Annotated in this window: 21 protein-coding genes and 1 pseudogene; 19 read left to right on the top strand and 3 right to left on the bottom strand. The window is 44.9% G+C overall.

Going from position 1 to position 24,504, the window contains the following annotated elements:
• The first annotated feature begins 40 nt into the window (after positions 1 to 40).
• The 7 genes and pseudogenes from mdh (at position 41) to coaE (ending at position 8,787) form a co-directional block, all read left to right on the top strand.
• The gene (gene mdh, locus G4P54_RS14880; RefSeq protein ID WP_167873077.1) at positions 41 to 979 is read left to right on the top strand and encodes a malate dehydrogenase; all 939 of its coding nucleotides are present in this window, start codon (positions 41 to 43) and stop codon (positions 977 to 979) included.
• A gap of 210 nt (positions 980 to 1,189) precedes the next feature.
• On the top strand, positions 1,190 to 1,912 hold the full coding sequence (gene phoP / locus G4P54_RS14875) for a two-component system response regulator PhoP (RefSeq protein WP_167873076.1): 723 nt from the start codon (positions 1,190 to 1,192) through the stop codon (positions 1,910 to 1,912).
• The gene (gene pnpS, locus G4P54_RS14870; RefSeq protein ID WP_167873075.1) at positions 1,905 to 3,644 is read left to right on the top strand and encodes a two-component system histidine kinase PnpS; all 1,740 of its coding nucleotides are present in this window, start codon (positions 1,905 to 1,907) and stop codon (positions 3,642 to 3,644) included. Before phoP ends, pnpS begins: the two co-directional genes overlap by 8 nt.
• A gap of 242 nt (positions 3,645 to 3,886) precedes the next feature.
• Positions 3,887 to 6,529: a DNA polymerase I gene (gene polA, locus G4P54_RS14865; protein ID WP_167873074.1), complete on the top strand. Its 2,643-nt coding sequence runs from the start codon at positions 3,887 to 3,889 to the stop codon at positions 6,527 to 6,529.
• Positions 6,530 to 6,551: 22 nt separating this feature from the next.
• Positions 6,552 to 7,385 carry a DNA-formamidopyrimidine glycosylase gene (gene mutM, locus G4P54_RS14860; RefSeq protein WP_167873073.1) on the top strand — a complete coding sequence of 278 codons (834 nt, stop codon included), beginning with the start codon at positions 6,552 to 6,554 and terminating at the stop codon, positions 7,383 to 7,385.
• Positions 7,386 to 7,527: 142 nt separating this feature from the next.
• A pseudogene (gene ytaF, locus G4P54_RS14855) lies at positions 7,528 to 8,178 on the top strand (sporulation membrane protein YtaF); the annotation flags it as partial.
• A 15-nt stretch (positions 8,179 to 8,193) separates the two neighbouring features.
• Entirely contained in the window at positions 8,194 to 8,787 is a 594-nt protein-coding gene (gene coaE, locus G4P54_RS14850; protein ID WP_167873071.1) for a dephospho-CoA kinase, read from the top strand.
• A gap of 36 nt (positions 8,788 to 8,823) precedes the next feature.
• Here coaE and G4P54_RS14845 read toward each other — a convergent pair whose 3' ends face one another.
• Together G4P54_RS14845 and G4P54_RS14840 are read right to left on the bottom strand one after the other, a co-directional pair.
• On the bottom strand, positions 8,824 to 9,666 hold the full coding sequence (locus tag G4P54_RS14845) for an aldo/keto reductase (RefSeq protein WP_167873070.1): 843 nt from the start codon (positions 9,664 to 9,666) through the stop codon (positions 8,824 to 8,826).
• Between the two features lie 23 nt (positions 9,667 to 9,689).
• Positions 9,690 to 10,883: an MFS transporter gene (locus G4P54_RS14840; protein WP_024714555.1), complete on the bottom strand. Its 1,194-nt coding sequence runs from the start codon at positions 10,881 to 10,883 to the stop codon at positions 9,690 to 9,692.
• A 179-nt stretch (positions 10,884 to 11,062) separates the two neighbouring features.
• Between G4P54_RS14840 and G4P54_RS14835 the strand changes: the two genes are divergently transcribed.
• The 9 genes from G4P54_RS14835 to thrS all read left to right on the top strand — a co-directional run bounded on the left by G4P54_RS14835 (position 11,063) and on the right by thrS (position 20,447).
• Positions 11,063 to 11,443 (top strand): winged helix-turn-helix transcriptional regulator, encoded by a 381-nt coding sequence (locus tag G4P54_RS14835; RefSeq protein WP_024714554.1) that lies wholly within the window; start codon positions 11,063 to 11,065, stop codon positions 11,441 to 11,443.
• A 203-nt stretch (positions 11,444 to 11,646) separates the two neighbouring features.
• On the top strand, positions 11,647 to 12,669 hold the full coding sequence (locus tag G4P54_RS14830; RefSeq protein WP_024714553.1) for a glyceraldehyde-3-phosphate dehydrogenase: 1,023 nt from the start codon (positions 11,647 to 11,649) through the stop codon (positions 12,667 to 12,669).
• A 238-nt stretch (positions 12,670 to 12,907) separates the two neighbouring features.
• Entirely contained in the window at positions 12,908 to 13,288 is a 381-nt protein-coding gene (gene speD, locus G4P54_RS14825; protein ID WP_003223584.1) for an adenosylmethionine decarboxylase, read from the top strand.
• Positions 13,289 to 13,561: 273 nt separating this feature from the next.
• A complete protein-coding gene (gene nrdR, locus G4P54_RS14820) occupies positions 13,562 to 14,020 on the top strand; it encodes a transcriptional regulator NrdR (protein ID WP_003223586.1) in 459 nt (152 codons plus the stop codon).
• Between the two features lie 114 nt (positions 14,021 to 14,134).
• Entirely contained in the window at positions 14,135 to 15,556 is a 1,422-nt protein-coding gene (dnaB, locus tag G4P54_RS14815) for a replicative helicase loading/DNA remodeling protein DnaB (RefSeq protein WP_024714551.1), read from the top strand.
• 27 nt (positions 15,557 to 15,583) lie between these two features.
• Positions 15,584 to 16,519 (top strand): primosomal protein DnaI, encoded by a 936-nt coding sequence (gene dnaI / locus G4P54_RS14810; RefSeq protein ID WP_167873069.1) that lies wholly within the window; start codon positions 15,584 to 15,586, stop codon positions 16,517 to 16,519.
• A gap of 33 nt (positions 16,520 to 16,552) precedes the next feature.
• Positions 16,553 to 17,194: a TVP38/TMEM64 family protein gene (locus tag G4P54_RS14805; RefSeq protein WP_167873068.1), complete on the top strand. Its 642-nt coding sequence runs from the start codon at positions 16,553 to 16,555 to the stop codon at positions 17,192 to 17,194.
• 77 nt (positions 17,195 to 17,271) lie between these two features.
• On the top strand, positions 17,272 to 18,117 hold the full coding sequence (gene ytxC / locus G4P54_RS14800) for a putative sporulation protein YtxC (RefSeq protein WP_167873067.1): 846 nt from the start codon (positions 17,272 to 17,274) through the stop codon (positions 18,115 to 18,117).
• A gap of 398 nt (positions 18,118 to 18,515) precedes the next feature.
• Positions 18,516 to 20,447 carry a threonine--tRNA ligase gene (thrS, locus tag G4P54_RS14795; protein WP_024714547.1) on the top strand — a complete coding sequence of 644 codons (1,932 nt, stop codon included), beginning with the start codon at positions 18,516 to 18,518 and terminating at the stop codon, positions 20,445 to 20,447.
• A 39-nt stretch (positions 20,448 to 20,486) separates the two neighbouring features.
• Here the strand turns inward: thrS and G4P54_RS14790 are convergent, their stop codons facing one another.
• A complete protein-coding gene (locus G4P54_RS14790; protein WP_024714546.1) occupies positions 20,487 to 21,269 on the bottom strand; it encodes an HAD family hydrolase in 783 nt (260 codons plus the stop codon).
• A gap of 163 nt (positions 21,270 to 21,432) precedes the next feature.
• Here G4P54_RS14790 and lytS point away from each other — a divergent pair, with 163 nt between their 5' ends.
• From lytS to lrgA, 3 genes are all read left to right on the top strand, one after another.
• On the top strand, positions 21,433 to 23,214 hold the full coding sequence (gene lytS / locus G4P54_RS14785; protein ID WP_167873066.1) for a two-component system sensor histidine kinase LytS: 1,782 nt from the start codon (positions 21,433 to 21,435) through the stop codon (positions 23,212 to 23,214).
• Complete coding sequence (gene lytT, locus G4P54_RS14780; protein ID WP_167873065.1) at positions 23,192 to 23,917, top strand: two-component system response regulator LytT; 726 nt, start codon at positions 23,192 to 23,194, stop codon at positions 23,915 to 23,917. Before lytS ends, lytT begins: the two co-directional genes overlap by 23 nt.
• A gap of 133 nt (positions 23,918 to 24,050) precedes the next feature.
• Positions 24,051 to 24,491, top strand: a complete 441-nt coding sequence (gene lrgA, locus G4P54_RS14775; RefSeq protein WP_024714543.1) for an antiholin-like murein hydrolase modulator LrgA — start codon at positions 24,051 to 24,053, stop codon at positions 24,489 to 24,491.
• Positions 24,492 to 24,504: the final 13 nt, after the last annotated feature.

The following is a 24,504-nucleotide window of genomic DNA, read 5'->3' as shown; positions in this document are numbered from 1 at the left end:
AGGAAACAGCCTAAAATTAGCCATAAAGGGGAAGAGAGACATGGGAAATACTCGTAAAAAAGTTTCTGTTATCGGAGCAGGTTTTACTGGCGCGACAACTGCATTTTTAATCGCTCAAAAAGAGCTGGCAGACGTGGTTCTCGTTGATATTCCGCAGCTGGAGAACCCGACAAAGGGAAAAGCGCTCGATATGTTTGAAGCAAGCCCTGTTCAAGGCTTTGACGCGAAAATTACGGGAACATCCAATTATGAGGATACAGCGGGTTCTGACATTGTTGTGATCACAGCCGGTATCGCAAGAAAACCTGGCATGAGCAGAGATGATCTGGTCTCTACTAACGAAAAAATTATGAGAAGCGTTACACGAGAAATCGTGAAATATTCTCCTGACTCTATCATTGTGGTGCTGACAAATCCTGTTGATGCGATGACTTATGCGGTGTACAAAGAATCAGGCTTTCCTAAAGAGCGCGTAATCGGCCAGTCCGGTGTGCTTGATACGGCAAGATTCAGAACATTCGTCGCAGAGGAATTAAACTTGTCAGTGAAAGACGTGACTGGTTTCGTTCTTGGCGGACACGGTGATGATATGGTGCCGCTTGTGCGTTATTCTTATGCTGGCGGTATCCCGCTTGAAACCCTCATTCCGAAAGAGCGGATTGACGCCATTGTGGTGCGCACGAGAAAAGGCGGCGGCGAAATCGTGAATCTTCTTGGGAACGGAAGCGCGTATTATGCGCCTGCGGCTTCACTGACAGAAATGGTCGAAGCGATCTTGAAAGATCAGCGCCGCGTCCTCCCTACAATTGCTTATCTTGAAGGGGAATACGGCTATGAAGGCATCTACCTTGGTGTTCCTACAATAGTAGGCGGCAACGGTCTTGAGCAAATCATTGAACTGGAACTGACAGACTATGAAAGAGCACAGCTGAATAAATCAGTTGAATCTGTCAAAAATGTCATGAAAGTATTATCTTAATAAAAAGAGAGAAAGGCTTGCTTGATAAAGCCTTTCTCTTTTTGCTATAAATGAAAGCGTAATCATTAGTTTCTTTATTTCTTTTAAAAATGGTGTAAAAGGCGAATTGTCGGAATGTCCTGCTTTCGTTAAAATAAAATCATGAAACATGTTAAGATGACATAAAATAGACAAATAGGATGTCGGGGAATTTGATACTGGAGGCACAGCATGAACAAGAAAATTTTAGTTGTGGATGATGAAGAATCTATTGTTACTCTTTTACAGTACAATTTGGAACGGTCAGGCTATCATGTCATTACCGCCTCGGATGGGGAAGAAGCACTCAAAAAAGCGGAAACAGAGAAGCCTGATTTGATTGTGCTTGATGTGATGCTTCCAAAACTGGACGGAATCGAAGTATGCAAGCAGCTGAGGCAGCAAAAACTGATGTTTCCGATTTTAATGCTGACAGCCAAGGATGAAGAATTCGACAAAGTATTAGGGCTTGAGCTCGGTGCTGATGATTATATGACCAAGCCGTTTAGTCCAAGGGAAGTAAATGCAAGAGTCAAAGCGATTTTAAGGCGTTCGGAAATGGCTGCGCCCCCTAGTGAAATGAAGAACGATGAAATAGAAGGCCAGATCGTGATTGGCGATCTGAAAATCCTGCCTGATCATTATGAAGCGTACTTTAAAGAAGATCAGCTTGAACTGACACCGAAAGAATTCGAACTGCTGCTCTATTTGGGCAGACATAAAGGCAGAGTGCTGACGAGAGATCTGCTGCTGAGCGCTGTCTGGAATTATGATTTTGCCGGAGATACGAGAATCGTTGATGTGCATATCAGCCATCTCCGCGACAAAATTGAAAACAATACGAAAAAACCGATCTATATTAAAACGATTAGGGGATTGGGGTATAAACTGGAGGAGCCAAAAATGAATGAGTAAATACCGTGTTCGCCTTTTTTCTGTACTCGTTGTCTGTATGATTCTGGTATTCAGTGTTCTCGGGCTGTTTTTGCAGCAGCTCTTTGAAACATCTGAGCAAAAGAAAGCAGAGGAACACATTAAAAAAGAGGCCAAATACATGGCTTCGCTTCTTGATGCCGGCAATCTGAATGATCCAGCAAATGAGAAAATCATTAAAGATGCAGGCGGTGCGCTTGATGTGAGCGCATCCGTTATCGACTCAGACGGCAAGGTGCTGTACAGGTCAAACGGAAGAGCCCCAGATTCTCACAAGGTGCGGGCCCTTGTTTCCGGCCATGAGGGTGTTCTTTCAACAGGGAATGATAAGCTTTATTACGGACTCCCGCTTAGAAGCAAAGGTGAAAAAACAGGATATGTGCTGCTATCGGCTTCTGAAAAAAGCGACGGCATGAAAGGCGAAATGTGGGGGATGCTGACGGCCAGTCTTTGTACCGCTTTTATTGTCATTGTATATTTTTATTCCAGTATGACCTCACGTTATAAAAGGTCAATTGAAGCAGCAACAAACGTAGCGACAGAACTGTCCAAGGGCAACTATGATGCCCGGACGTACGGCGGCTATATCAGGCGCTCTGATAAGCTCGGCCGTGCGATGAACAGCTTGGCCGTTGATCTGATGGAAATGACGAGAACGCAGGAAATGCAGCGCGATCGGCTGCTGACAGTCATTGAAAATATCGGCTCCGGGCTGATTATGATCGACGGAAGAGGCTTTATCAATCTCGTAAACAGGTCTTACGCTAAGCAGTTTCATATCAATCCGAATCAGATGCTCCGCCGTCTTTATCATGATGCATTTGAACATGAAGAGGTGATCCAGCTTGTCGAAGACATTTTTATGACAGAGACGAAAAAATGCAAGCTGTTAAGACTTCCGATCAAAATTGAACGGAGGTATTTTGAAGTGGACGGCGTGCCGATTATGGGACCGGACGATGAATGGAAAGGAATTGTGCTCGTTTTCCATGACATGACGGAGACGAAGAAGCTAGAGCAGATGAGAAAGGATTTTGTGGCTAATGTTTCTCATGAGCTGAAAACGCCGATTACGTCTATTAAAGGGTTTACGGAGACATTATTGGACGGGGCGATGGAGGATAAAGAGGCGCTTTCTGAGTTTCTCTCTATTATTTTGAAGGAAAGCGAAAGGCTTCAGTCTTTGGTTCAGGACCTTCTGGATCTCTCAAAAATCGAGCAGCAAAATTTCACGCTCAGCATTGAAACCTTCGAGCCGGCCAAAATGCTTGGTGAGATTGAAACACTGCTTAAGCATAAGGCGGATGAGAAAGGCATCTCCTTACAACTGAATGTCCCGAAAGACCCGCTCTATGTATCAGGTGACCCGCACAGGCTGAAACAGGTATTTCTTAATCTCGTAAACAATGCGTTAACTTATACGCCTGAGAGAGGCTCAGTAGCCATCAATGTAAAGCCCGGAGAAAAAGACATTCAGATTGAAGTTGCCGATTCCGGAATCGGCATTCAGAAAGAAGAAATACCGCGCATCTTTGAACGTTTTTACCGTGTAGATAAAGACAGAAGCAGGAATTCGGGCGGAACCGGATTGGGCCTTGCGATCGTAAAACATTTAATAGAGGCTCATGAAGGAAAAATCGATGTCACAAGCGAGCCGGGGTGGGGAACGGTCTTTATCGTGACGCTGAAACGGGCCGCTGAAAAGTCCGCCTAATGTTTACAAAGGTTTAACAATATCTTCATGCACGATTAAACCTAAGCTGGTAGGATGTAGTAGAACCCCTTCATCCAAGGAGCCAATTTTGACGGCGGGAACCATTTTGTGTTCCCGTCCTTTTTGTGTCTTCTCTTTTCGTTCACGTATTTTCCTTTCAAATTGAACTTTGTTAAAATAAGAGGAGCTAAAGACTATGTAAGAGATGAATAGAGGCTTGAGGCTTCTTAGGAGGATATTGAATGACTGAACGAAAAAAATTAGTGCTTGTAGACGGAAACAGTCTGGCTTACCGGGCGTTTTTTGCATTGCCGCTGTTAAGCAATGATAAAGGTGTTCATACGAATGCCGTATACGGCTTTGCGATGATTTTGATGAAGATGCTTGAGGATGAAAAACCGACGCACATGCTGGTTGCCTTTGATGCCGGGAAAACAACATTTCGTCACGGCACATTTAAAGAATATAAAGGCGGCAGACAGAAAACCCCGCCTGAGCTCTCAGAGCAAATGCCATTTATCCGCGAGCTGCTGGATGCCTACCAGGTCAGCCGCTACGAACTGGAACAATACGAAGCGGACGATATTATCGGCACATTAGCCAAATCGGCTGAAAAAGACGGATTTGAAGTAAAGGTTTTCTCAGGAGATAAGGATTTAACTCAGCTGGCAACGGACAAAACGACAGTTGCCATCACGAGAAAGGGAATTACCGATGTTGAATTTTACACACCGGAGCACGTCAAGGAGAAATACGGGCTTACCCCTGAGCAAATCATTGACATGAAGGGCTTGATGGGCGATGCCTCAGATAATATTCCGGGTGTACCCGGCGTAGGTGAGAAGACAGCGATTAAGCTCTTAAAACAGTTCGATTCTGTTGAAAAGCTGCTGGAGTCCATTGACGAGGTGAGCGGAAAGAAACTGAAGGAAAAGCTTGAGGAATTTAAGGATCAGGCATTGATGAGCAAGGAGCTTGCGACAATAATGACGGACGCGCCGATTGATGTGTCTGTTTCCGCTCTGGAATATCAAGGCTTTAATCGTGAGCAGGTCATTGCCATCTTTAAAGATCTAGGATTCAACACGCTTCTGGAACGTCTTGGAGAAGACAGTGAAGAAGCGGAGCAGGATCAGGCATTAGAAGAAATTAATATCGAAACAGTCACAGACGTAACAAGCGGCATATTGGCTTCTCCATCTGCCTTTGTCGTTGAACAGGTTGGCGACAATTATCATGAAGAGCCGATTCTCGGATTTTCGATAGTCAATGAAACGGGATCTTATTTTATTCCGAAAGACATTGCTGTGGAGTCTGAGGTGTTTAAAGAATGGGTGGAAAATGACGACCAGAAGAAATGGGTTTTCGACAGCAAGCGGGCTGTTGTCGCTTTGCGCTGGCAGGGCATTGAGCTGAAAGGAGCCGAGTTTGATACGCTTCTTGCGGCATATATTATCAATCCGGGCAATTCATATGATGACGTTGCAAGTGTGGCCAAAGATTACGGCCTGCACATCGTATCAAGCGACGAATCAGTCTACGGCAAAGGAGCAAAACGGGCGGTTCCGTCAGAAGATGTACTGTCTGAGCACCTTGTCCGAAAAGCGTTAGCGATTCAAAGCCTGCGGGAAAAGCTTGTTCAAGAGCTGGATAACAACGATCAGCTTGAACTGTTTGAAGAGCTCGAAATGCCGCTGGCGCTTATTCTCGGTGAAATGGAATCAACTGGTGTCAAGGTCGATGTTGACCGTTTAAAACGGATGGGTGAAGAACTGGGCGCGAAGCTGAAGGAATATGAAGAAAAAATTCATGAGATTGCGGGAGAGACGTTTAATATCAATTCTCCAAAGCAGCTCGGCGTCATCCTGTTTGAAAAGATCGGCCTTCCTGTCGTAAAGAAAACGAAAACAGGCTATTCAACGTCTGCCGATGTGCTGGAAAAGCTGGCTGACAAGCATGATATCGTCGACTATATTCTGCAGTACAGACAAATCGGCAAGCTGCAATCAACCTACATCGAAGGGCTTTTAAAGGTGACGAGAAAAGATACGCACAAGGTGCACACGCGCTTTAATCAGGCCTTAACGCAAACAGGCCGCCTCAGCTCCACTGATCCGAATCTGCAAAACATTCCGATCAGACTTGAAGAAGGGCGCAAGATCCGCCAAGCTTTTGTTCCGTCTGAAAAAGACTGGCTCATTTTTGCAGCCGATTACTCACAAATCGAGCTGCGGGTGCTTGCCCATATTTCAAAGGATGAAAATCTTATCGAAGCTTTTACGAATGATATGGATATTCATACGAAAACGGCGATGGATGTGTTCCATGTCGCTGAGGATGAAGTGACATCTGCGATGAGACGGCAGGCAAAAGCGGTCAACTTCGGCATCGTATACGGCATCAGTGATTACGGGCTGTCACAGAACCTCGGCATAACCCGAAAGGAAGCGGGAGCGTTTATCGACCGCTACTTGGAAAGCTTCCAGGGCGTAAAAGCATATATGGAAGATTCAGTTCAGGACGCGAAGCAAAAAGGATACGTGACAACGCTTATGCATCGGCGACGCTACATTCCCGAGCTGACGAGCCGAAACTTTAATATCCGCAGTTTTGCGGAGCGGACGGCAATGAATACGCCGATTCAAGGAAGCGCCGCTGATATTATCAAAAAAGCCATGATTGATATGGCTGCCAAGCTGAAAGAAAAACAGCTGAAGGCAAGGCTGCTGCTTCAAGTTCACGATGAATTGATTTTTGAAGCGCCGCAGGAAGAAATTGAAATTCTTGAAAAGCTTGTTCCTGAAGTGATGGAGCATGCGCTTGCATTAGATGTGCCGTTAAAGGTGGACTATGCATCTGGCCCGTCTTGGTACGATGCGAAATAAACAGAGATAGGAAGTGATGGATGTGCCGGAATTACCAGAGGTTGAAACGGTCCGGCGCACGCTGACCGGGCTTGTAAAGGGAAAAACAATCAAATCGGTAGAGATCAGATGGCCGAATATCATCAAACGGCCTGCCGAACCGGAGGAATTTGCGCGAAAACTAGCAGGAGAAACGATACAGTCTGTCGGAAGACGGGGAAAGTTTTTACTGTTTCATTTAGATCATTATGTCTTGGTTTCCCACCTGCGAATGGAAGGGAAATACGGGCTTCATCAAGCTGAGGAGCCAGACGATAAACACGTGCATGTCATATTCACGATGACAGATGGAACCCAGCTTCGTTACAGAGATGTTCGGAAGTTCGGCACCATGCACTTATTTAAACCGGGAGAGGAAGCGGGCGAGCTCCCTCTTTCTCAATTAGGGCCTGAGCCGGACGCAGAAGAATTTACGAGTGCGTATTTAAAAGAACGGCTTGCCAAAACAAACCGTGCCGTCAAAACCGCCCTGCTGGATCAAAAAACAGTTGTCGGACTCGGGAATATTTATGTGGACGAGGCTCTTTTCAGAGCGGGTGTCCATCCTGAAACAAAAGCAAATCAATTATCAGACAAGACCATCAAAACACTTCACGTTGAAATCAAAAACACCCTGCAGGAAGCAATTGACGCGGGCGGCAGCACTGTCCGCTCATACATCAACTCCCAAGGGGAAATCGGGATGTTCCAGCTGCAGCATTTTGTATACGGAAAAAAAGACGAGCCGTGCAAAAATTGCGGAACGATGATTTCAAAAATTGTCGTCGGAGGCAGGGGCACGCATTTTTGCGCCAAATGCCAGAAAAAAAGCAGCTAAAGCTTCATCGTCCAAGCTGTCGGTGCATATATCAGTAACTCTGTAATAGAGAATGCCATTTTCGAAACACGGATTTTTCACTTTTCCATATATATGATGGTGAAGAACCCGGGCATTTTACATCTGATACAAGAGCACCAACAGAAAGGAAGAAACGGATATGCAAATGGTTTCTATACTGCTGCTGGCGTTGGCTGTCAGCTTGGACAGTTTTTCAGTCGGATTTACGTACGGATTGAGAAAAATGAAAATACCGTTTAAAGCGATTTTGGTTATCGCCTGCTGTTCCGGTGCTGTCATGTTTATCTCCATGCTGATCGGAAGCTTTCTCACAAAATTTTTTCCTGTATATGTGACAGAGAAGCTTGGCGGTTTGATATTGGTCGGAATCGGAGCGTGGGTTCTGTATCAGTTTTTTAAACCGGCAAAAGACAAAGAATACTTATTACATGAAAAAACGCTGCTTAATTTGGAGGTCCGGTCATTAGGGATTGTGATTCATATTTTGAGAAAACCCATGAGTGCGGATATCGACAAATCGGGTGTGATCAACGGGATTGAGGCGGTCTTATTGGGATTTGCCTTATCAATTGACGCCTTCGGAGCAGGGATAGGCGCAGCCATTCTCGGTTTTTCACCGATTGTGATGAGCATTGCCGTGGCCGTCATGAGTTCATTATTTGTATCAATCGGAATCAATGCCGGCCATTTTCTGTCTAAGTGGAAATGGATTGATAAAATGGCGTTTTTGCCAGGGCTTCTGCTGATCACGATTGGTCTCTGGAAATTGTAAAAAGGAGTGGATCTCTTGACCTTTGTCATTGGTTTAACGGGAGGAATAGCAAGCGGCAAAAGCACTGTCGCCAATATGCTGATTGAAAAAGGAATAACAGTTATAGATGCAGATACAATAGCCAAACAAGCGGTGGAAAAAGGGATGCCGGCCTACCGGCAAATCATTGACGAATTCGGTGAAGACATTCTGCTTCCAAACGGTGATATAGATCGAAAAAAGCTTGGGGCACTGGTATTTACAAATGAACAAAAGCGTCTTGCTTTAAATGCAATTGTACATCCCGCAGTCAGGCAGGAAATGCTTAAGCGCCGTGACGAAGCCATTGCAAATCGGGAGACGCTTGTTGTATTGGATATCCCGCTATTATTCGAAAGTAAATTGGAATCTTTGGTTGATAAAATTATTGTGGTCAGTGTGACAAAGGAGCTTCAGCTGGAACGTCTGATGAAGCGCAACCAGCTGACGGAAGAAGAAGCAGTCAGCCGTATCCGCGCTCAAATGCCTTTGAAGGAAAAAACAGAAAAAGCAGATCAGGTCATCGACAATAGCGGCACGCTTGAAGAGACCAAGCAGCAGCTTGATGACATCATCAGCCGCTGGGCATAATACAAAACACCGTTCAATATGAACGGTGTTTTGTCATTAAAAATCAAAGTTGTCCGGATCAGGACCGACGCGCAGGTTTTCATTTAGCGCATCGATTCGATTCATCTCATCCTGTGTCAACTCAAAGTCAAATACGCTGGCATTTTCTTTAATGCGGTGTTCCTTCGTTGATTTAGGAATCGTAATCACGCCATGCTGCAGATCCCAGCGTAAAATAATCTGTGCTGCGGATTTGTTATAGGTTTGAGCGATCTCAGCCAGTACAGGGTGATCCAGCAGCTGACCTTGCATTAAAGGTGACCAAGCTTCCATCTGGATGCCTTGTTTTTTGCAGTATGCTCTCAGCTCTTTTTGTGTAAGGCGAGGGTGAAATTCCACTTGGTTGATCATAGGCTTCATTTCAGCCGCAGCCATCAGGTCTTCAAGATGATGGATTTGGAAGTTGCTCACGCCGATCGCTTTGACGCGGCCTTCTTTATACAGCGTTTCAAGCGCTCTCCAGGCTTCTTTATATTTTCCTTCTACAGGCCAGTGGATAAGATATAGGTCTAAATAGTCCAAACCGAGTTTTGACAGGCTTGTTTCAAATGCGGCGAGTGTTTCCTCGTAGCCTAAATCCGCATTCCACACTTTTGATGTAATAAACAGATCCTCTCTTGAGATGCCTGCTTCTTCAATGCCTTGCTGAAGCCCTTCTCCGACGCCAGCTTCATTTCCATAGATAGCGGCAGTATCGATACTGCGATATCCGTGAACAATTGCAGTTTTCACTGCGTTTACCAGTTCTGATCCTTCTTCCACCTGGAAGACGCCAAGGCCGAACCAAGGCATTTTTACTCCGTTATAAAGTGTTGATGTTGCTTGTAAATGTGTTGTCATGTTGATTTCCTCCTTTGAAATGATCAGGCTTCCTGCAGATCCCGTTTTTCCATCATGCGGCTCCAGCCTGTTAAGATAACTGCGCCGGCTACCATTAATCCGCCTATCCAAGCAGTGTGAATCAGCCCGATTGAATCGGTGATCACACCTCCAAGATATGAGCCAAGCGCAATCCCTGCATTAAAGGCAGCGATATTTATTGCGGATGCGACGTCAACTGCACTCGGGACAAAGCGCTCAGCCAGCATGACGACATACACTTGAAGGCCGGGCACATTCATAAAGGCCAGCAAGCCCATACAGAGAATGGTGATGAGTCCTGCTGTTTGATATGGAGCGGTAAATGTGAGTACAAACAGAACAATTGCCTGTATGATAAACATATAGAATAAAGCTGCAAGCTGATTTCGGTTTGACAGCTTTCCGCCAATCATATTGCCGATTGCGATAGCGATTCCGTATCCGAGCAGGATCACTGCTACAGTTCCGGATTTGAAACCTGTTACTTCCTGAAGCAGGGGAGACAGGTACGTGAATACAACGAATGTTCCTCCGTATCCAAGCGCTGTAATGACAAATAAAAGCAATAACCGGCCGTTTGTCACTAGCTTCAATTGATCCCGCATCGTTGTTTTCGTCCCTTTTCGTAATTTGGACGGGACAAGAATGCCATTTGTAATGAAAGCAATGACTCCGACTGCGACAATGACCATAAAGGCAAAACGCCAGCCGAATTGCTGGCCGATGAACGTGCCGAAAGGAACTCCAGTTACAGTTGCCACAGTGAGGCCCGTAAACATAATGGAAATCGCGCTGGCCCTTTTATCCTCAGGGACAATATCCGCTGCGATCGTCGAACCGATCGACATAAACACACCGTGTGAAAGAGCGGATATCACACGTGCTGCTAATAAAATCCCGATGCTTGAGGCGGTAGCGGCCATTGTATTCCCGGCAATAAAAATGAACATGATCCAAAGCAATAACGTCTTGCGTGACATGCTTGAGGTCAATGAAGTTAAGATAGGCGCTCCGACCGTAACGCCAAGCGCGTAAAGGGAAACGGTCAATCCCGCTGTTGTGACCGGAATATGCATGTCATCAGATATCAGCGGCAAAAGGCCAACGCTGATAAACTCTGTTGTCCCGATGGCAAATGCACTTACGGCCAAAGCCAGGAGAGCAGGAATGCTGCTTTTTTTATTGGCTGAAGTCATCATGGTCCTCCTTTTTGATGTGTTGTATGATTGAAATTCTGCCGAGTAAGCTATATAAATAAAGAGCAGATTCAAATCAGCCGGCAAATGTGATTATGAAAGATATCATCAAGAAAGAAAAGTACGTACTTTTAAGTGCTATAGTCACTTTTTAGTGCCTGTAAGGAGAATGAACTGTAATGGAGAAGAAAAAATATAACATTTCTGTTGAAGCGACTCTGGAAGTGATCGGCGGAAAATGGAAATGCGTCATTTTATGCCATCTGACGCACGGAAAAAAACGCACGAGTGAATTAAAACGCTTGATGCCCAACATTACGCAAAAAATGCTGACGCAGCAGCTTCGTGAGCTGGAAGCGGACGGTGTCATTAACCGGATCGTGTACAATCAAGTTCCTCCCAAAGTGGAATACGAGCTCAGCGAATACGGCCGCAGCTTAGAAGGGATTTTAGATATGCTGTGTGATTGGGGAGCGAATCATATTAACAGAGTGTACGGGGATACATTTTCTGTTCTTGAAGAAAGTGTGCTCAATGATAAGTTAAAACAGGAGTCATAAACATGGGGGCAGTCAGTGCGGAGCGCTGGCTGCTTTTTGGTTCTTACGCCTGATTTTGTGTGCTAGAAAACATATCATGCATCATAAATTAGCATTGTAATCGTTGTTTTTATCAATATGTACTGGCGAATTTGTTTTAATGTGTTATACTAATTTCAGATTACAACAAATTAGAATGACATAATTGATAAGGGGTGTCCAACATGAAGGTAAAAGTAGCGATAAACGGGTTTGGAAGAATCGGAAGAATGGTTTTTAGAAAAGCAATGTTAGACGAACAAATTCAAGTAGTGGCTATTAACGCCAGCTATTCCGCAGAAACGCTGGCTCATTTAATAAAGTATGACACAATTCACGGCAGGTACGACAAAGAGGTTGTGGCTGGTGAAGACAGCCTGATCGTGAACGGAAAGAAAGTGCTTTTATTAAACAGCCGTGATCCAAAACAGCTCCCATGGCGGGAATTTGATATTGACATTGTTGTTGAAGCAACAGGGAAATTTAATTCAAAAGATAAAGCGATGGGCCATATAGAAGCAGGTGCGAAAAAAGTCATTCTGACTGCCCCGGGGAAAAATGAAGACGTTACCATTGTGATGGGAGTAAACGAGGATCAATTCGACGCTGAACGCCATGCCATTATTTCAAATGCGTCGTGTACGACTAATTGCCTTGCGCCTGTTGTCAAAGTGCTGGATGAAGAATTTGGCATTGAGAGCGGGCTAATGACCACAGTCCATGCGTATACGAATGACCAGAAAAATATTGATAACCCTCACAAAGACTTGCGCCGGGCACGGGCATGCGGTGAATCGATTATTCCGACGACAACAGGAGCGGCAAAGGCGCTCTCGCTCGTGCTGCCGCATCTGAAAGGAAAGCTTCACGGCCTCGCCTTGCGTGTCCCTGTTCCGAACGTCTCATTGGTTGATCTCGTTGTCGATTTGAAGACAGATGTAACGGCTGAAGAAGTCAACGAGGCATTTAAACGGGCTGCCAAAACGTCGATGTACGGCATTCTTGATTATTCAGATGAGCCCCTCGTTTCAACTGACTACAATACGAACCCGCATTCAGCGGTCATTGACGGGCTTACGACAATGGTAATGGAAGACAAAAAAGTAAAGGTGCTCGCATGGTATGACAACGAATGGGGCTACTCGTGCAGAGTTGTTGATTTGATTCGCCATGTAGCGGCAAGAATGAAACATCCGTCTGCTGTATAAAATAAGGTCATGGACGCACTTTGAAGAAAAATCCCTTAACAGCCTATTTCTGAAAAAACGCACCTTGCAAATTAGACTTAAACACAGTATACTATTTTTCGTGAACTTCTTGCTTGAGACTGTTTCGGAATTACTTAAAGGGTTAGGACCTCTCCGGACTAACTTTCCCCCGTGGTAAATGGCCGACCCAGTTGTTGGAATTTCACTTTTTAATTCTTGTTAAGGGGGGTCCATGACTATGGAAACAATGGGGCGTCACGTTATCTCCGAGCTATGGGGATGCGATTTTGATAAGCTGAATGACATGGATTTTATTGAAAAAACGTTTGTAAATGCTGCTCTAAAATCAGGTGCTGAGGTGCGCGAGGTTGCATTTCACAAATTTGCACCGCAAGGCGTAAGCGGAGTTGTGATTATTTCTGAATCACACTTAACAATTCACAGTTTTCCTGAGCACGGATATGCGAGCATTGATGTTTATACTTGTGGAGACTTAGATCCTAATGTCGCTGCTGACTACATCGCAGAGGCATTACATGCTGATACAAGAGAAAACATTGAAATACCAAGAGGAATGGGGCCTGTGCAAATTAAACAGGCGCAAGCGAAAGTACTATAGTAAACACGAACACAAAGGGAGCTGAAGCTAGAAAGCCGTTATGCGCTTTTTAGCTTATGCTCCTTTTATTTTTATAAAGAAACAAGGGCGGCCAGCTTTTTCTTTTTTCATTTTTTTTGTAAAATAAGAAAGAGATTCTCATAAACCACCTGATGCTGTAACCACAGCCTTACACAACGGCTCTCCCGACAGATGGCTGTCACATTTATTTTGAAAAGGCGGAGGCTGCCGAACATACATTGCAGGGAACGAAATAGTTGGGAGCTGATTTTATTGAAATGTCCTTCATGCCAGCATAACGGAACGCGAGTCCTTGATTCACGGCCTGTGGATGACGGAAAATCGATTCGCCGAAGACGCGAGTGCGAATCCTGCCACTACCGGTTTACGACCTTTGAAAAAGTGGAGGAAACCCCGCTCATCGTCGTGAAAAAGGAAGGAGTACGTGAGGAATTCAGCAGAGAAAAAATGCTGCGCGGCCTCATAAAAGCATGCGAAAAAAGACCTGTTTCACTCAAAACGCTTGAAGACATGTGTTTTGATATTGAAAAAGAACTTCGCAATCAAGGCTGCTCCGAGGTAAAAAGCGAGCTCGTTGGAGAAATGGTCATGGACCGGCTGGCTAAGATTGATGAGGTCGCATATGTGCGGTTCGCGTCCGTCTATCGGCAGTTTAAAGATATAAACGTCTTTATCGACGAGTTAAAAGACTTAATAAAGAAAGAACGATAAAAGAGCTAAGAGGATTCTTCTAGCTCTTTTCTCATGTGCAAAATTGGCATTTGATAGATAGAAGAAACGGTGTAAAATGAAAGATAGAAACAAATTCGGAAGGTTTGAGAATGTATGGCTGACTATTGGAAAGATGTACTGCCTGTAGATCCGTATGTGGTCAAAAGCAGATCGATGCTGCAGGATATAGACAGACAAATTATCACACAACTGTATCAGCCCTTAATCGGCCCTGTTGCATTCTCTCTTTATATGACATTGTGGGGAGAGCTTGAACAAAACCGTCTGTGGGGCGGAGAGTCCACACATCGGCAGCTGATGGGGATGACACAGTCCAACTTAAAGACGATCCATCAGGAACAAGGAAAGCTCGAGGGCATCGGATTGCTGAAAGTATATATGAAAGAATCCGAGCGGCAGGAGCGCCTCTTTATATATGAACTCCTTCCGCCGCTCAGGCCAAATGAATTTTTTGAAGACGGAATGCTGAATGTTTTCCTGTACAATAGGGTTGGAAAAACAAAATATCAGCAATTAAAACAATTTTTCACGCACCCGGCCATTTCCGAAGATGCGAAGGACATTACGCGGCCGTTTAATCATGCGTTTGAATCGCTGCAGCCGAGTGAATGGAATCTCACATCTGATATGGCAGAAACGGTGAGGCTTGCGCAAGGCACAGAATACACTTCTGTCGGACAAGCTCCTTCTTACACCATAACGGAGGAAGTGTTTGATTTTGATTTGTTTTTAGCGGGACTTTCTGAGACGATGATTCCGAGAAAAGCGATGACCCAGCAGGTGCGCGACACGATCAAAAAGCTTTCTTATTTGTATGGAATAGACCCCTTGCAGATGCAAAGTGTCGTGATGAGCGCAATTGATGAGCGTGACGTCATTACGACGGAGGCTTTAAGAAAAGCGGCAAGCGACTGGTACCAAATCGAACGAAACGGACAGCTGCCTGACTTAGTGGAAAAAACACAGCCGGTGCACCTGCGTGAAGGCGAAAAACCGGCGGAAGAGGATTCTCTGGACGGAAAGCTGATCGCATTGCTGGAGGCGATTTCTCCGAAGAAGCTTTTGCAGGACATTGCCGACGGAACAGAGCCATCAAAAGCTGATTTGAAAATCATAGAAGAAATTATGTTTGAACAGAAGCTCGAGCCAGGCGTGACAAATGTGTTAATTTATTACGTCATGCTGAAAACCGACATGAAGCTGTCGAAAAACTATATCCAAAAAATTGCCTCACATTGGGCGCGCAAAAAGGTAAAAACGGTCAGAGAAGCGATGAAGCTCGCGATAGAAGAAAACCGCCAATACCTTGAATGGGCGGAAGGAAAAGCAAATCAGCCTTCGAAACGAAATCAAAAAGTGATTCGGGAAGAAAAGCTTCCTGACTGGATGAAAGAAAAGGAGAAAGCGTCCGATTCAGAATCCGGACAGCAGAAGCTGCAGCCGCAGGATTTGGAAGAACAGAAGAAAAAGATGATGGAAGAGATGCAAAAACTGAAAAAATACTCTGCCTATTAAAGACAGAGATGCGGGGTGAAGGAATAAATGGAACCAATCGGCCGTTCCCTGCAGGGCGTAACTGGCAGACCGGATTTCCAAAAACGTCTTGAACAAATGAAAGAAAAAGTCATGAACGATCAAGATGTTCAGGTGTTTTTGAAGGAAAACGAAGAAATCATTGACCAAAAAATGATCGAAAAGAGCTTAAATAAGCTTTATGAATATATCGGGCAAAGCAAGAATTGCTCCTATTGTTCGGAAGATGAAAATTGCAACAATCTGCTCGAGGGCTATCATCCTAAGCTTGTTGTCAATGGCCGCGCTATTGATATTGAGTATTTTGAATGTCCGGTCAAACGGAAGCTCGACCAGCAGAAAAAGCAAAAATCTCTTATGAAAAGCATGTATATCCAAAAGGACCTTCTCGGAGCGACATTTCAGCAGGTTGATATCAGTGACCCGAGCAGGCTCGCGATGTTCCAGCATGTTACAGATTTTCTGAAAAGCTATAATGAGACGGGAAAAGGGAAAGGTCTTTATTTATACGGGAAGTTCGGGGTAGGAAAAACGTTTATGCTCGCTGCGATTGCCAATGAGCTGGCGGAAAAAGAGTATTCCTCCATGATCGTCTATGTGCCCGAATTTGTGAGAGAGCTTAAGAACTCCCTGCAAGACCATTCATTGGAAGAGAAGCTCAATATGGTCAAAACAACACCTGTATTGATGCTTGATGACATCGGAGCGGAATCAATGACGAGCTGGGTAAGGGATGAAGTCATCGGGACGGTGCTTCAGCACAGAATGTCCCAGCAGCTGCCGACGTTCTTTTCTTCTAATTTCTCACCTGACGAGCTGAAGCATCATTTTACGTATTCGCAAAGGGGAGAAAAGGAAGAAGTAAAAGCGGCAAGATTAATGGAGCGGATATTATATTTGGCTGCTCCGATCCGCCTTGACGGAGAAAACCGCCGCCATTCGTAATCGCTGCGGTTCAAAGGGGAAGGAACTGAGGGTATGAAACGAAAAACCGCTCTTAAATGGCTGGCAGTGCTGGCCGTTGCAGGTTTACTCTTTTGGGGGAATAAAAGGTATTTGAATGTATCGCCGAAAGAGGTCAGGGTGTGGGTCTTGTCATTTGGGGTCTTTGCACCGCTGATATTTATCGGGATATCCATTGTCAGGCCTCTTGTGTTATTTCCGGTGTCTGTTATTTCTATAGCGGGCGGACTTGCGTTTGGCCCGCTTTTCGGCACACTTTACACGTTATTCGGTTCGATGTGCGCTTCTGCTGTATCATTTTTTGCGGCAGGTTTGTTTGCGGCGAAAAAGAACGGCCATTATGAAAAGCTGGAAGCCATTCAGAAGCAGATGGAGGATAACGGATTTTTTTATATCTTTCTTTTAAGAATCCTGCCGATCAATTTTGATTTCGTCAGCTATGCGGCAGGCCTTTCCAATGTCAAAGCGCTGCCGTATTTTGCGGCGACGGCAGCGGGAATCATCCCTGGAACCATTGCGCTTAATGTTCTGGGTGCGAGCTTTTTGGCTGGCAATCTGCCCGCTTTCTTTTTGGTCCTCGCTTTGTATATCGTGTTTATCTCGCTGCCGATTATCTTCAGAAAGAGAATGCGAAACTTGTTCCAGGAATCAAATTAGATTTGCCAATGACCTTTACGTCTATTTTAAAAACATCCCCCATATACTTGTAACAGATGCCGTAAGGGGGGACAAACATGCTTGAAATAATCTTTGAAGACGACCATGATGCAACCGCTTTTTTACATCTGATTCAGCATTCGGACGATCGGGACAATATCATTGTCTGTGAAGGCATACGAAAAATCGGGATTAAAAAAGCGAAGCCGGCTCTCTCTATTCAGCGTTTTATGGAGCCGATTCTGGTCAAATTTTTTTTAGAATGCAAAGAAGACGAGTATATGCTGTCGTTGATTGAGAGAACATACTGCTTTACCGATCATGATGAACAGCAGCAAATCCTTCAGCTCGCACATAGTATTATTGAAGGAGAAGCGGAAGATCTTCCGTTTGAGCCGCTGAAGCTTTCACGGAAACAATCTATTTTGGATGAACTCAAAACGATCTGTTTAGAGGAAGGGGTTTTTTCCATTCGCTCCTTTCAGACCTTCCGGCTTGGACAATACTACAAGCAGCTGAGAGACATTACGGAAGCGGCGGTAGATGAATATAAGATGGAACAGGAATATCAAAACTTTATCCAAACGCTCAGAGACTATGTAACAGCCAAACAGCCGCGAATCAAAAAGGTTCATATTGTCCATGATGGTTCATTTACGTTATGGGAGCTGCGCTATGTGCCGGAACGGGAAAAGATGAAATACATAGACAGGCGGTTTCTCCGGGATCATCCTATGTACATTGATTCTCATTTGCTGGCGCCGCTCATTTCCATCGCGCCTGATCAAGTGGTGCTTTATACCGACCAGCCGGAGCATATGATGGCAAGAACCATTCAAAACGTATTTCAAGAGCGAATGGAACTGCTTCCGCTGCACGCTTTTTCAGACGCGGAAATACAGGTAAAGCACTCGGAAGGATAAAGGCCGGCAGCCTCCATATGTAAGGCTGTCGGTTTGAAAAAAGGAAATGCGAGCGTGTTGATTTTTTAGATTGAACAATTTATAATACATAGGAGATTAAGAAAGACACACGTATTGATAAGGACACGAAGGAATGATACCGGCTCAAAGAGAGGGAAGCCACGGCTGCAAGCTTCCTAGCTAAGGACCATTCGCTTTACCGCCTTTGAACTTCAGCTGTGAACCCCTTTGATAAGGAGCAGTAATGGCTGACGGGAACTCCCGTTACAGAGCTTAGAGCCGCAGATGCCGGAGTATTGGCTTTGCGGAAAAAAGGGTGGAACCACGATTCCGTTTATTCAACCTCGTCCCTTTCATAGGGGGCGGGGTTTTTATATGTGAAAAAAGGAGTGACATAGATGTCAGATATGGTGAAAATCACATTCCCTGATGGAGCAGTCAAGGAGTTTGCGAAAGGAACAACAACAGAAGATATCGCGGCATCCATCAGTCCGGGATTAAAGAAGAAATCATTAGCCGGAAAACTGAACGGAAAAGAAATCGATCTGAAAACGCCGATCAATGAAGACGGTACAGTGGAAATCATTACAGAAGGCTCCGAAGAAGGTCTTCAGATTATGCGCCACAGTACGGCTCACTTGCTGGCTCAAGCGATTAAACGCATCTACAAAGATGTCAAATTCGGTGTCGGTCCGGTCATCGAAAACGGTTTTTACTACGATGTAGAAATGGAAGAAGCGATTACGCCTGAGGATCTGCCGAAGATCGAGAAAGAAATGAAAAAAATCGTCAATGCGAACCTTCCGATCGTCCGGAAAGAAGTCAGCCGTGAAGAAGCGAAAGCCCGTTTTGCCGAAATCGGCGACGACTTGAAGCTGGAGCTATTGGATGCGATACCTGAAGGAGAAACCGTTTCGATTTATGAGCAAGGCGAATTCTTTGACCTGTGCCGCGGTGTGCATGTTCCTTCAACAGGAAAAATCAAAGAGTTTAAGCTGTTAAGCCTTGCAGGTGCATACTGGCGCGGTGACAGCAAAAACCAAATGCTTCAGCGCGTATACGGCACAGCTTTCTTCAAAAAAGCTGATCTTGAAGAGCATCTGCGCATGCTTGAAGAAGCGAAAGAGCGTGACCATAGAAAGCTCGGTAAAGAATTAAAGCTGTTTGCGAATTCTCAAAAAGTCGGACAAGGCCTGCCGCTTTGGCTGCCAAAAGGCGCGACAATTCGCCGTGTCATCGAGCGCTACATTGTCGATAAAGAAATCAGCCTCGGCTATGAGCACGTGTATACACCAGTGCTTGGCAGCAAAGAGCTGTATGAAACATCTGGACACTGGGAGCATTATCAAGAAGGCATGTTCCCTCCGATGGAAATGGACAATGAAACACTTGTTTTGCGTCCGATGAACTGCCCGCACCATATGATGATTTACAAACAAGACATTCACAGCTACCGCGAGCTTCCAATCCGTATTGCGGAGCTGGGAACGATGCACCGCTATGAAATGTCAGGTGCGCTGTCAGGCCTGCAGCGCGTGCGCGGCATGACCTTAAACGATGCGCACATCTTTGTGCGTCCGGATCAAATTAAGGATGAGTTTATCCGTACGGTCCGTTTAATTCAGGACGTATATGAAGACTTCGGTTTAAGTGATTACACATTCCGCCTGTCTTACCGTGATCCTGAAGACACAGAGAAATATTTTGATGACGATGAAATGTGGAACAAAGCGCAATCCATGCTGAAAGCAGCAATGGACGAAATCGGCCATGACTACTACGAAGCAGAAGGTGAAGCGGCATTCTACGGCCCTAAACTTGATGTTCAGGTGAAAACAGCCATCGGCAAGGAAGAAACCTTGTCTACAGTTCAGCTTGACTTCTTATTGCCTGAACGTTTCGATCTGACTTATATCGGCGAAGACGGCAAACAGCACCGCCCGGTTGTCATTCACAGAGGTGTCGTATCAACAATGGAACGCTTTGTTGCCTTCTTAATCGAAGAACATAAAGGCGCGCTGCCAACATGGCTTGCACCGGTTCAATTCCAAGTCATCCCGGTTTCTCCGGCTGTGCATTTAGACTATGCGAAAAAAGTGCAGGAACGCCTGCAGCGTGAAGGATTGCGTGTTGAAGTCGACAGCCGCGATGAAAAAATCGGCTACAAAATCCGTGAAGCGCAAATGCAAAAAATCCCGTACATGCTTGTGGTCGGTGACCAAGAAGCAGAAAACGGAGCGGTAAACGTCCGTAAGTATGGAGAGCAGAATTCTGAAACCATCTCACTTGATGAGTTTGTGAAAAAGGCAGTAGCCGAAGCGAAAAAATAACATAAAAAGCATGATCTCATTAAAGAGATCATGCTTTTTTTATTTCTCTAACAAAGGAAACAAATCATGAAGGCTGCTGATGATGTAATCAGGCGTCACATCGGTTTCGTTTTTCTTATCCGTCCGGTTGATCCAAACGGTTTTGATTCCGGCTCTTGAAGCGCCTAAAATATCTGTATTCAAATTATCGCCGACCATGATCGCATCGTCTTTATCAATATTCATCAGCTTAAGGCAGTGTTCAAAAATGGAAACATCGGGTTTCCCTTTTCCGAAAGCGCCGGAGATGACGATTTCATTGAAATAAGGGGCGAGCTCAGGCACGCCGGCGAGCTTCTCCTTTTGCAGACTCGGATCGCCGTTTGTCAAAAGCAGCAATTCATACTTGCCTTTTAATTGATCGAGCACAGCAAATGTTTCATCATATACAAACGGGCGTTTTCTGCGTTCTGCCGCAAAAAACTCTCCCAAGTATTCGCCATATGCCGGATCATCGATGCCAAGCGTTTTCAGTCCGTTGGTCCATGCGTCTCTTCTGTACTCCGGCACAATTTTGTTCAGCTTCTGAAATCCTTCACTGATCGGTTCTGAGAAATTAGACCACAGTCCTTCAAACGGGTTTATGCCGATCATCACTGTATATGGATACGTCTCATATGACATGTACAATTCTCTCGCCGCTTCACGAACAGCTGCCTCGAATGCCTGCGGGTCAAGGCCATATTTTTTCTCTGCCTGTAAACAAGTTTCTGCAAATGTTGTTCTGACGCTTTTCTCGTCCCAAAGTAGTGTATCGTCTAAATCAAAAAATACGGCTTTCATGATCTTCTCCTCTGCTTCAGATTCAAATCTTTCTGCCAAAAGGCTCATGTTTTATTTTACAATAGATAAAAGTCTTGTGAAATATGTTTTCAGATGATTTTAAAAAAACAGTCATATAGATGAAAACATGCTAGAATGAAAATGGAAAGAACAGGTGACGTGCATGATCCATTTAATGATTATGATGCTTGAGAGGGTAGGGATTATCGTTATATTGGGCTTCATTCTCGCCCATACGAAGCTTTTCAGACAGGCGCTGCAAAATCAGGACGGCTATAAAGGAAAAGCGGTTTTAATTTCTATTTTTTCTCTTTTCAGCATCATCAGCAATTATACAGGCATTGAAATTCAAAAAAATATGATAGTAAACAATGACTGGGTGTTTGCAATAGATCCATCGGGCTCTATTGCGAATACCCGTATTTTGGGCGTGGAAATCGGAGGCCTTCTCGGAGGTCCGTTTGTAGGGGCTGGAATCGGCATACTAGCGGGACTGCATCGCTTTTCGCTCGGCGGCAGCACGGCCTTAAGCTGTGCGGTATCGTCCGTTTTAGCGGGTGTTCTTGCAGGCTTGATCGGCAGGTATTTTACAAAGCGCTACCGAATGCCGACACCGCGTATCGCCGCTCTTGTGGGAATCGGCATGGAGTCCCTGCAGATGGTGATCATTTTATTGATGGCAAAGCCATTCAGTAACGCTTGGGAGCTTGTCAGCATGATCGGGATACCGATGATACTCATCAACGGAACAGGCAGTTTTATTTTTCTGTCGATCATTCAGGCGATCATTCGCAAGGAAGAGCAGGCGAGGGCGCTTGAAACGCATAGAGTGCTGACGATCGCTGACCAGACGCTCCCATTTTTCCGCCAAGGACTCAATGAAAACTCCTGTAAAAGTGTGGCGGCCATTATCCATAAGCTGACGGGAACAGATGCGGTGTCTCTCACTGACAAAGAGAAGATCCTTGCGCATGTCGGCGCGGGAATGGATCACCATATCCCATCAAAAAGCTTGATCACCGGCTTGTCCAAAAAAGTAATTAAAACAGGAGAAATCATGAAGGCCATTTCTCAGGAAGAGATTGAATGTACGCATTCTGAATGTCCGTTGCATGCGGCGATTGTATTGCCGCTGACATCAAACGGCAATACAATCGGAACCTTAAAAATGTATTTTAAAAATCCAGCGGGATTAAACCAGGTTGAGGAGGAGCTTGCTGAGGGGCTCGCCATGCTGTTTTCGACACAGCTTGAGCTTGGGGAAGCAGAGCTCCAAAGCAAACTTCTCAAGGATGCTGAAATCAAAGCGCTTCAGGCACAGGTGAATCCGCATTTTTTATTTAATGCGATCAACACAATTTCTGCATTATGCCGCACGGATGTTGAAAAAACCCGTAAGCTCTTATTGCAGCTCAGTGTTTATTTTCGTTCAAACCTTCAGGGAGCCAGACAGCTCCTCATACCGCTTTCAAAGGAGCTGAACCACCTGCACGCCTATTTGTCATTAGAACAGGCGCGTTTTCCCGGGAAATATAAGATTGAGCTCAATATCGACAGCGGGCTGGAGCAAATTAAAATCCCTCCATTTGTCTTACAGGTGCTTGTGGAGAATGCGCTTCGGCATGCGTTTTCGAAAAAACAAGACATGTGTAAGGTTACGGTCTGTGTCTTATCTGATGATACATCGGTTTATATGAAAGTGACTGATAATGGACGGGGAATTCCGCCAGACGTCCTGTCGGAATTGGGACAGAGACCATTCCCATCTAAGGAGGGAACCGGTACAGCGCTTTATAACCTGAATCAGCGGCTGATCGGTTTATTCGGACAGCAGGCCGCACTGAATATCAGGAGTGAGGTTCATAAAGGGACAGAGTTTTCCTTTCAAGTGCCAATGCAACAGATGAAAGAGGGAGAAGAATATGCTCAAGGTGTTAATAGTTGATGATGAGATGCTGGCAAGGGATGAGCTGGCTTACTTGCTCAAGCGGACCAATGAGGATATGGAAATCAATGAAGCGGAAAATATTGAATCTGCTTTTGACCAAATGATGGATCAAAAACCCGATTTGCTGTTTTTAGATGTTGATTTATCTGGAGAAAATGGTTTTGATATCGCAAAGCGGTTGAAGAAAATGAAGCATCCTCCTGCTGTTGTGTTTGCGACAGCATATGATCAATATGCGCTCAAAGCGTTTGAGGTGGACGCCCTTGACTATTTAACCAAGCCTTTTGATGAGGAAAGAATTCAGCAAACGCTGAAAAAATATAAAAAAGGTAATCGGGATATTGCGGAAACAGATCTGAGCAGCCATGCCGGCCCGCACAAACTTGCGCTATCTGTAGGAGAATCGATAGTGATCGTAGATACGAAGGACATTATCTATGCCGGAACGGAAGATCGTCATGTGAATGTAAAAACCTTTGATACATCTTACAAGGTCAGCGATACACTCGTTGTCATTGAGAAAAAGCTGCCTGATCCTGATTTCATCCGCGTCCACCGGAGCTTTGTCGTCAATACTGAATATATTAAAGAAATCCAGCCATGGTTTAATTCAACGTATAACTTGATTATGAAAGACGGCTCGAAAATACCGGTCAGCCGGACATATGCGAAGGAATTGAAAAAGCTGCTCCATATTTGACGGGCGGCTTTTTGCATTTCAGCCATTTGATTCTGCAACTCAGTTCCGTTAATCGACATGTTATCTTGTAAGCGCTTCATGAGAGGCGGTTCTTATTTATAATGAGGGTACCAAAGAGAAAGAGGTGAAGAAAATGAGTGCTAAAAAAGTGTACGGGTTTTTAACACAAGCATTTATTTTTGCCGTCATTATGCTGGTCTCAAACATGATTGCAGCTATTGTCCCAATACCTATCCCCGCATCGGTTGTAGGGTTGGTCTTATTATTTCTCCTATTATGTTTGAAAGTCATTAAACTGGAACAAGTAGAAACGCTTGGAACATCTTTAACCTCATTGATCGGATTTTTATTTGTCCCGTCAGGTATATCTGTTATGAATTCGCTTGGTGTGATGCAGCAATACGGTCTGCAAATCGTTCTTGTCATTCTGCTTGCAACGATCATTTTGCTGGGAGCTACGGGATTATTTTCTCAGCTGATTCTTTCGCTGAGCGGAAAGCACAAAACGGAAGCGGACATGAAAACAAAAACAGTGCAAAACCAGCAGAACAATAAAGAGCTCGTTCACCATTAAGGAAACAGGAGGT

This window comes from Bacillus tequilensis (assembly GCF_012225885.1).
In the GTDB taxonomy this organism is placed as follows: Bacteria; Bacillota; Bacilli; order Bacillales; family Bacillaceae; genus Bacillus; species Bacillus tequilensis.
The sequence above is the reverse complement of the archived record's forward strand: the minus strand, read 5'-3'. Positions and strand labels throughout refer to the sequence as shown.

Excerpts from the sequence above, each read along its gene's own strand:
- lytS (WP_167873066.1), top strand. The coding sequence starts at position 21,433 with ATGATCCATTTAATGATTATGATGCTTGAGAGGGTAGGGATTATCGTT.
- G4P54_RS14830 (WP_024714553.1), top strand. The coding sequence starts at position 11,647 with ATGAAGGTAAAAGTAGCGATAAACGGGTTTGGAAGAATCGGAAGAATG.
- G4P54_RS14790 (WP_024714546.1), bottom strand. The coding sequence starts at position 21,269 with ATGAAAGCCGTATTTTTTGATTTAGACGATACACTACTTTGGGACGAG.
- polA (WP_167873074.1), top strand. The coding sequence starts at position 3,887 with ATGACTGAACGAAAAAAATTAGTGCTTGTAGACGGAAACAGTCTGGCT.
- dnaB (WP_024714551.1), top strand. The coding sequence starts at position 14,135 with ATGGCTGACTATTGGAAAGATGTACTGCCTGTAGATCCGTATGTGGTC.
- dnaI (WP_167873069.1), top strand. The coding sequence starts at position 15,584 with ATGGAACCAATCGGCCGTTCCCTGCAGGGCGTAACTGGCAGACCGGAT.
- G4P54_RS14840 (WP_024714555.1), bottom strand. The coding sequence starts at position 10,883 with ATGACTTCAGCCAATAAAAAAAGCAGCATTCCTGCTCTCCTGGCTTTG.
- pnpS (WP_167873075.1), top strand. The coding sequence starts at position 1,905 with ATGAGTAAATACCGTGTTCGCCTTTTTTCTGTACTCGTTGTCTGTATG.
- thrS (WP_024714547.1), top strand. The coding sequence starts at position 18,516 with ATGTCAGATATGGTGAAAATCACATTCCCTGATGGAGCAGTCAAGGAG.
- ytxC (WP_167873067.1), top strand. The coding sequence starts at position 17,272 with ATGCTTGAAATAATCTTTGAAGACGACCATGATGCAACCGCTTTTTTA.
- mdh (WP_167873077.1), top strand. The coding sequence starts at position 41 with ATGGGAAATACTCGTAAAAAAGTTTCTGTTATCGGAGCAGGTTTTACT.
- G4P54_RS14805 (WP_167873068.1), top strand. The coding sequence starts at position 16,553 with ATGAAACGAAAAACCGCTCTTAAATGGCTGGCAGTGCTGGCCGTTGCA.
- lrgA (WP_024714543.1), top strand. The coding sequence starts at position 24,051 with ATGAGTGCTAAAAAAGTGTACGGGTTTTTAACACAAGCATTTATTTTT.
- phoP (WP_167873076.1), top strand. The coding sequence starts at position 1,190 with ATGAACAAGAAAATTTTAGTTGTGGATGATGAAGAATCTATTGTTACT.
- speD (WP_003223584.1), top strand. The coding sequence starts at position 12,908 with ATGGAAACAATGGGGCGTCACGTTATCTCCGAGCTATGGGGATGCGAT.
- G4P54_RS14845 (WP_167873070.1), bottom strand. The coding sequence starts at position 9,666 with ATGACAACACATTTACAAGCAACATCAACACTTTATAACGGAGTAAAA.
- G4P54_RS14835 (WP_024714554.1), top strand. The coding sequence starts at position 11,063 with ATGGAGAAGAAAAAATATAACATTTCTGTTGAAGCGACTCTGGAAGTG.
- lytT (WP_167873065.1), top strand. The coding sequence starts at position 23,192 with ATGCTCAAGGTGTTAATAGTTGATGATGAGATGCTGGCAAGGGATGAG.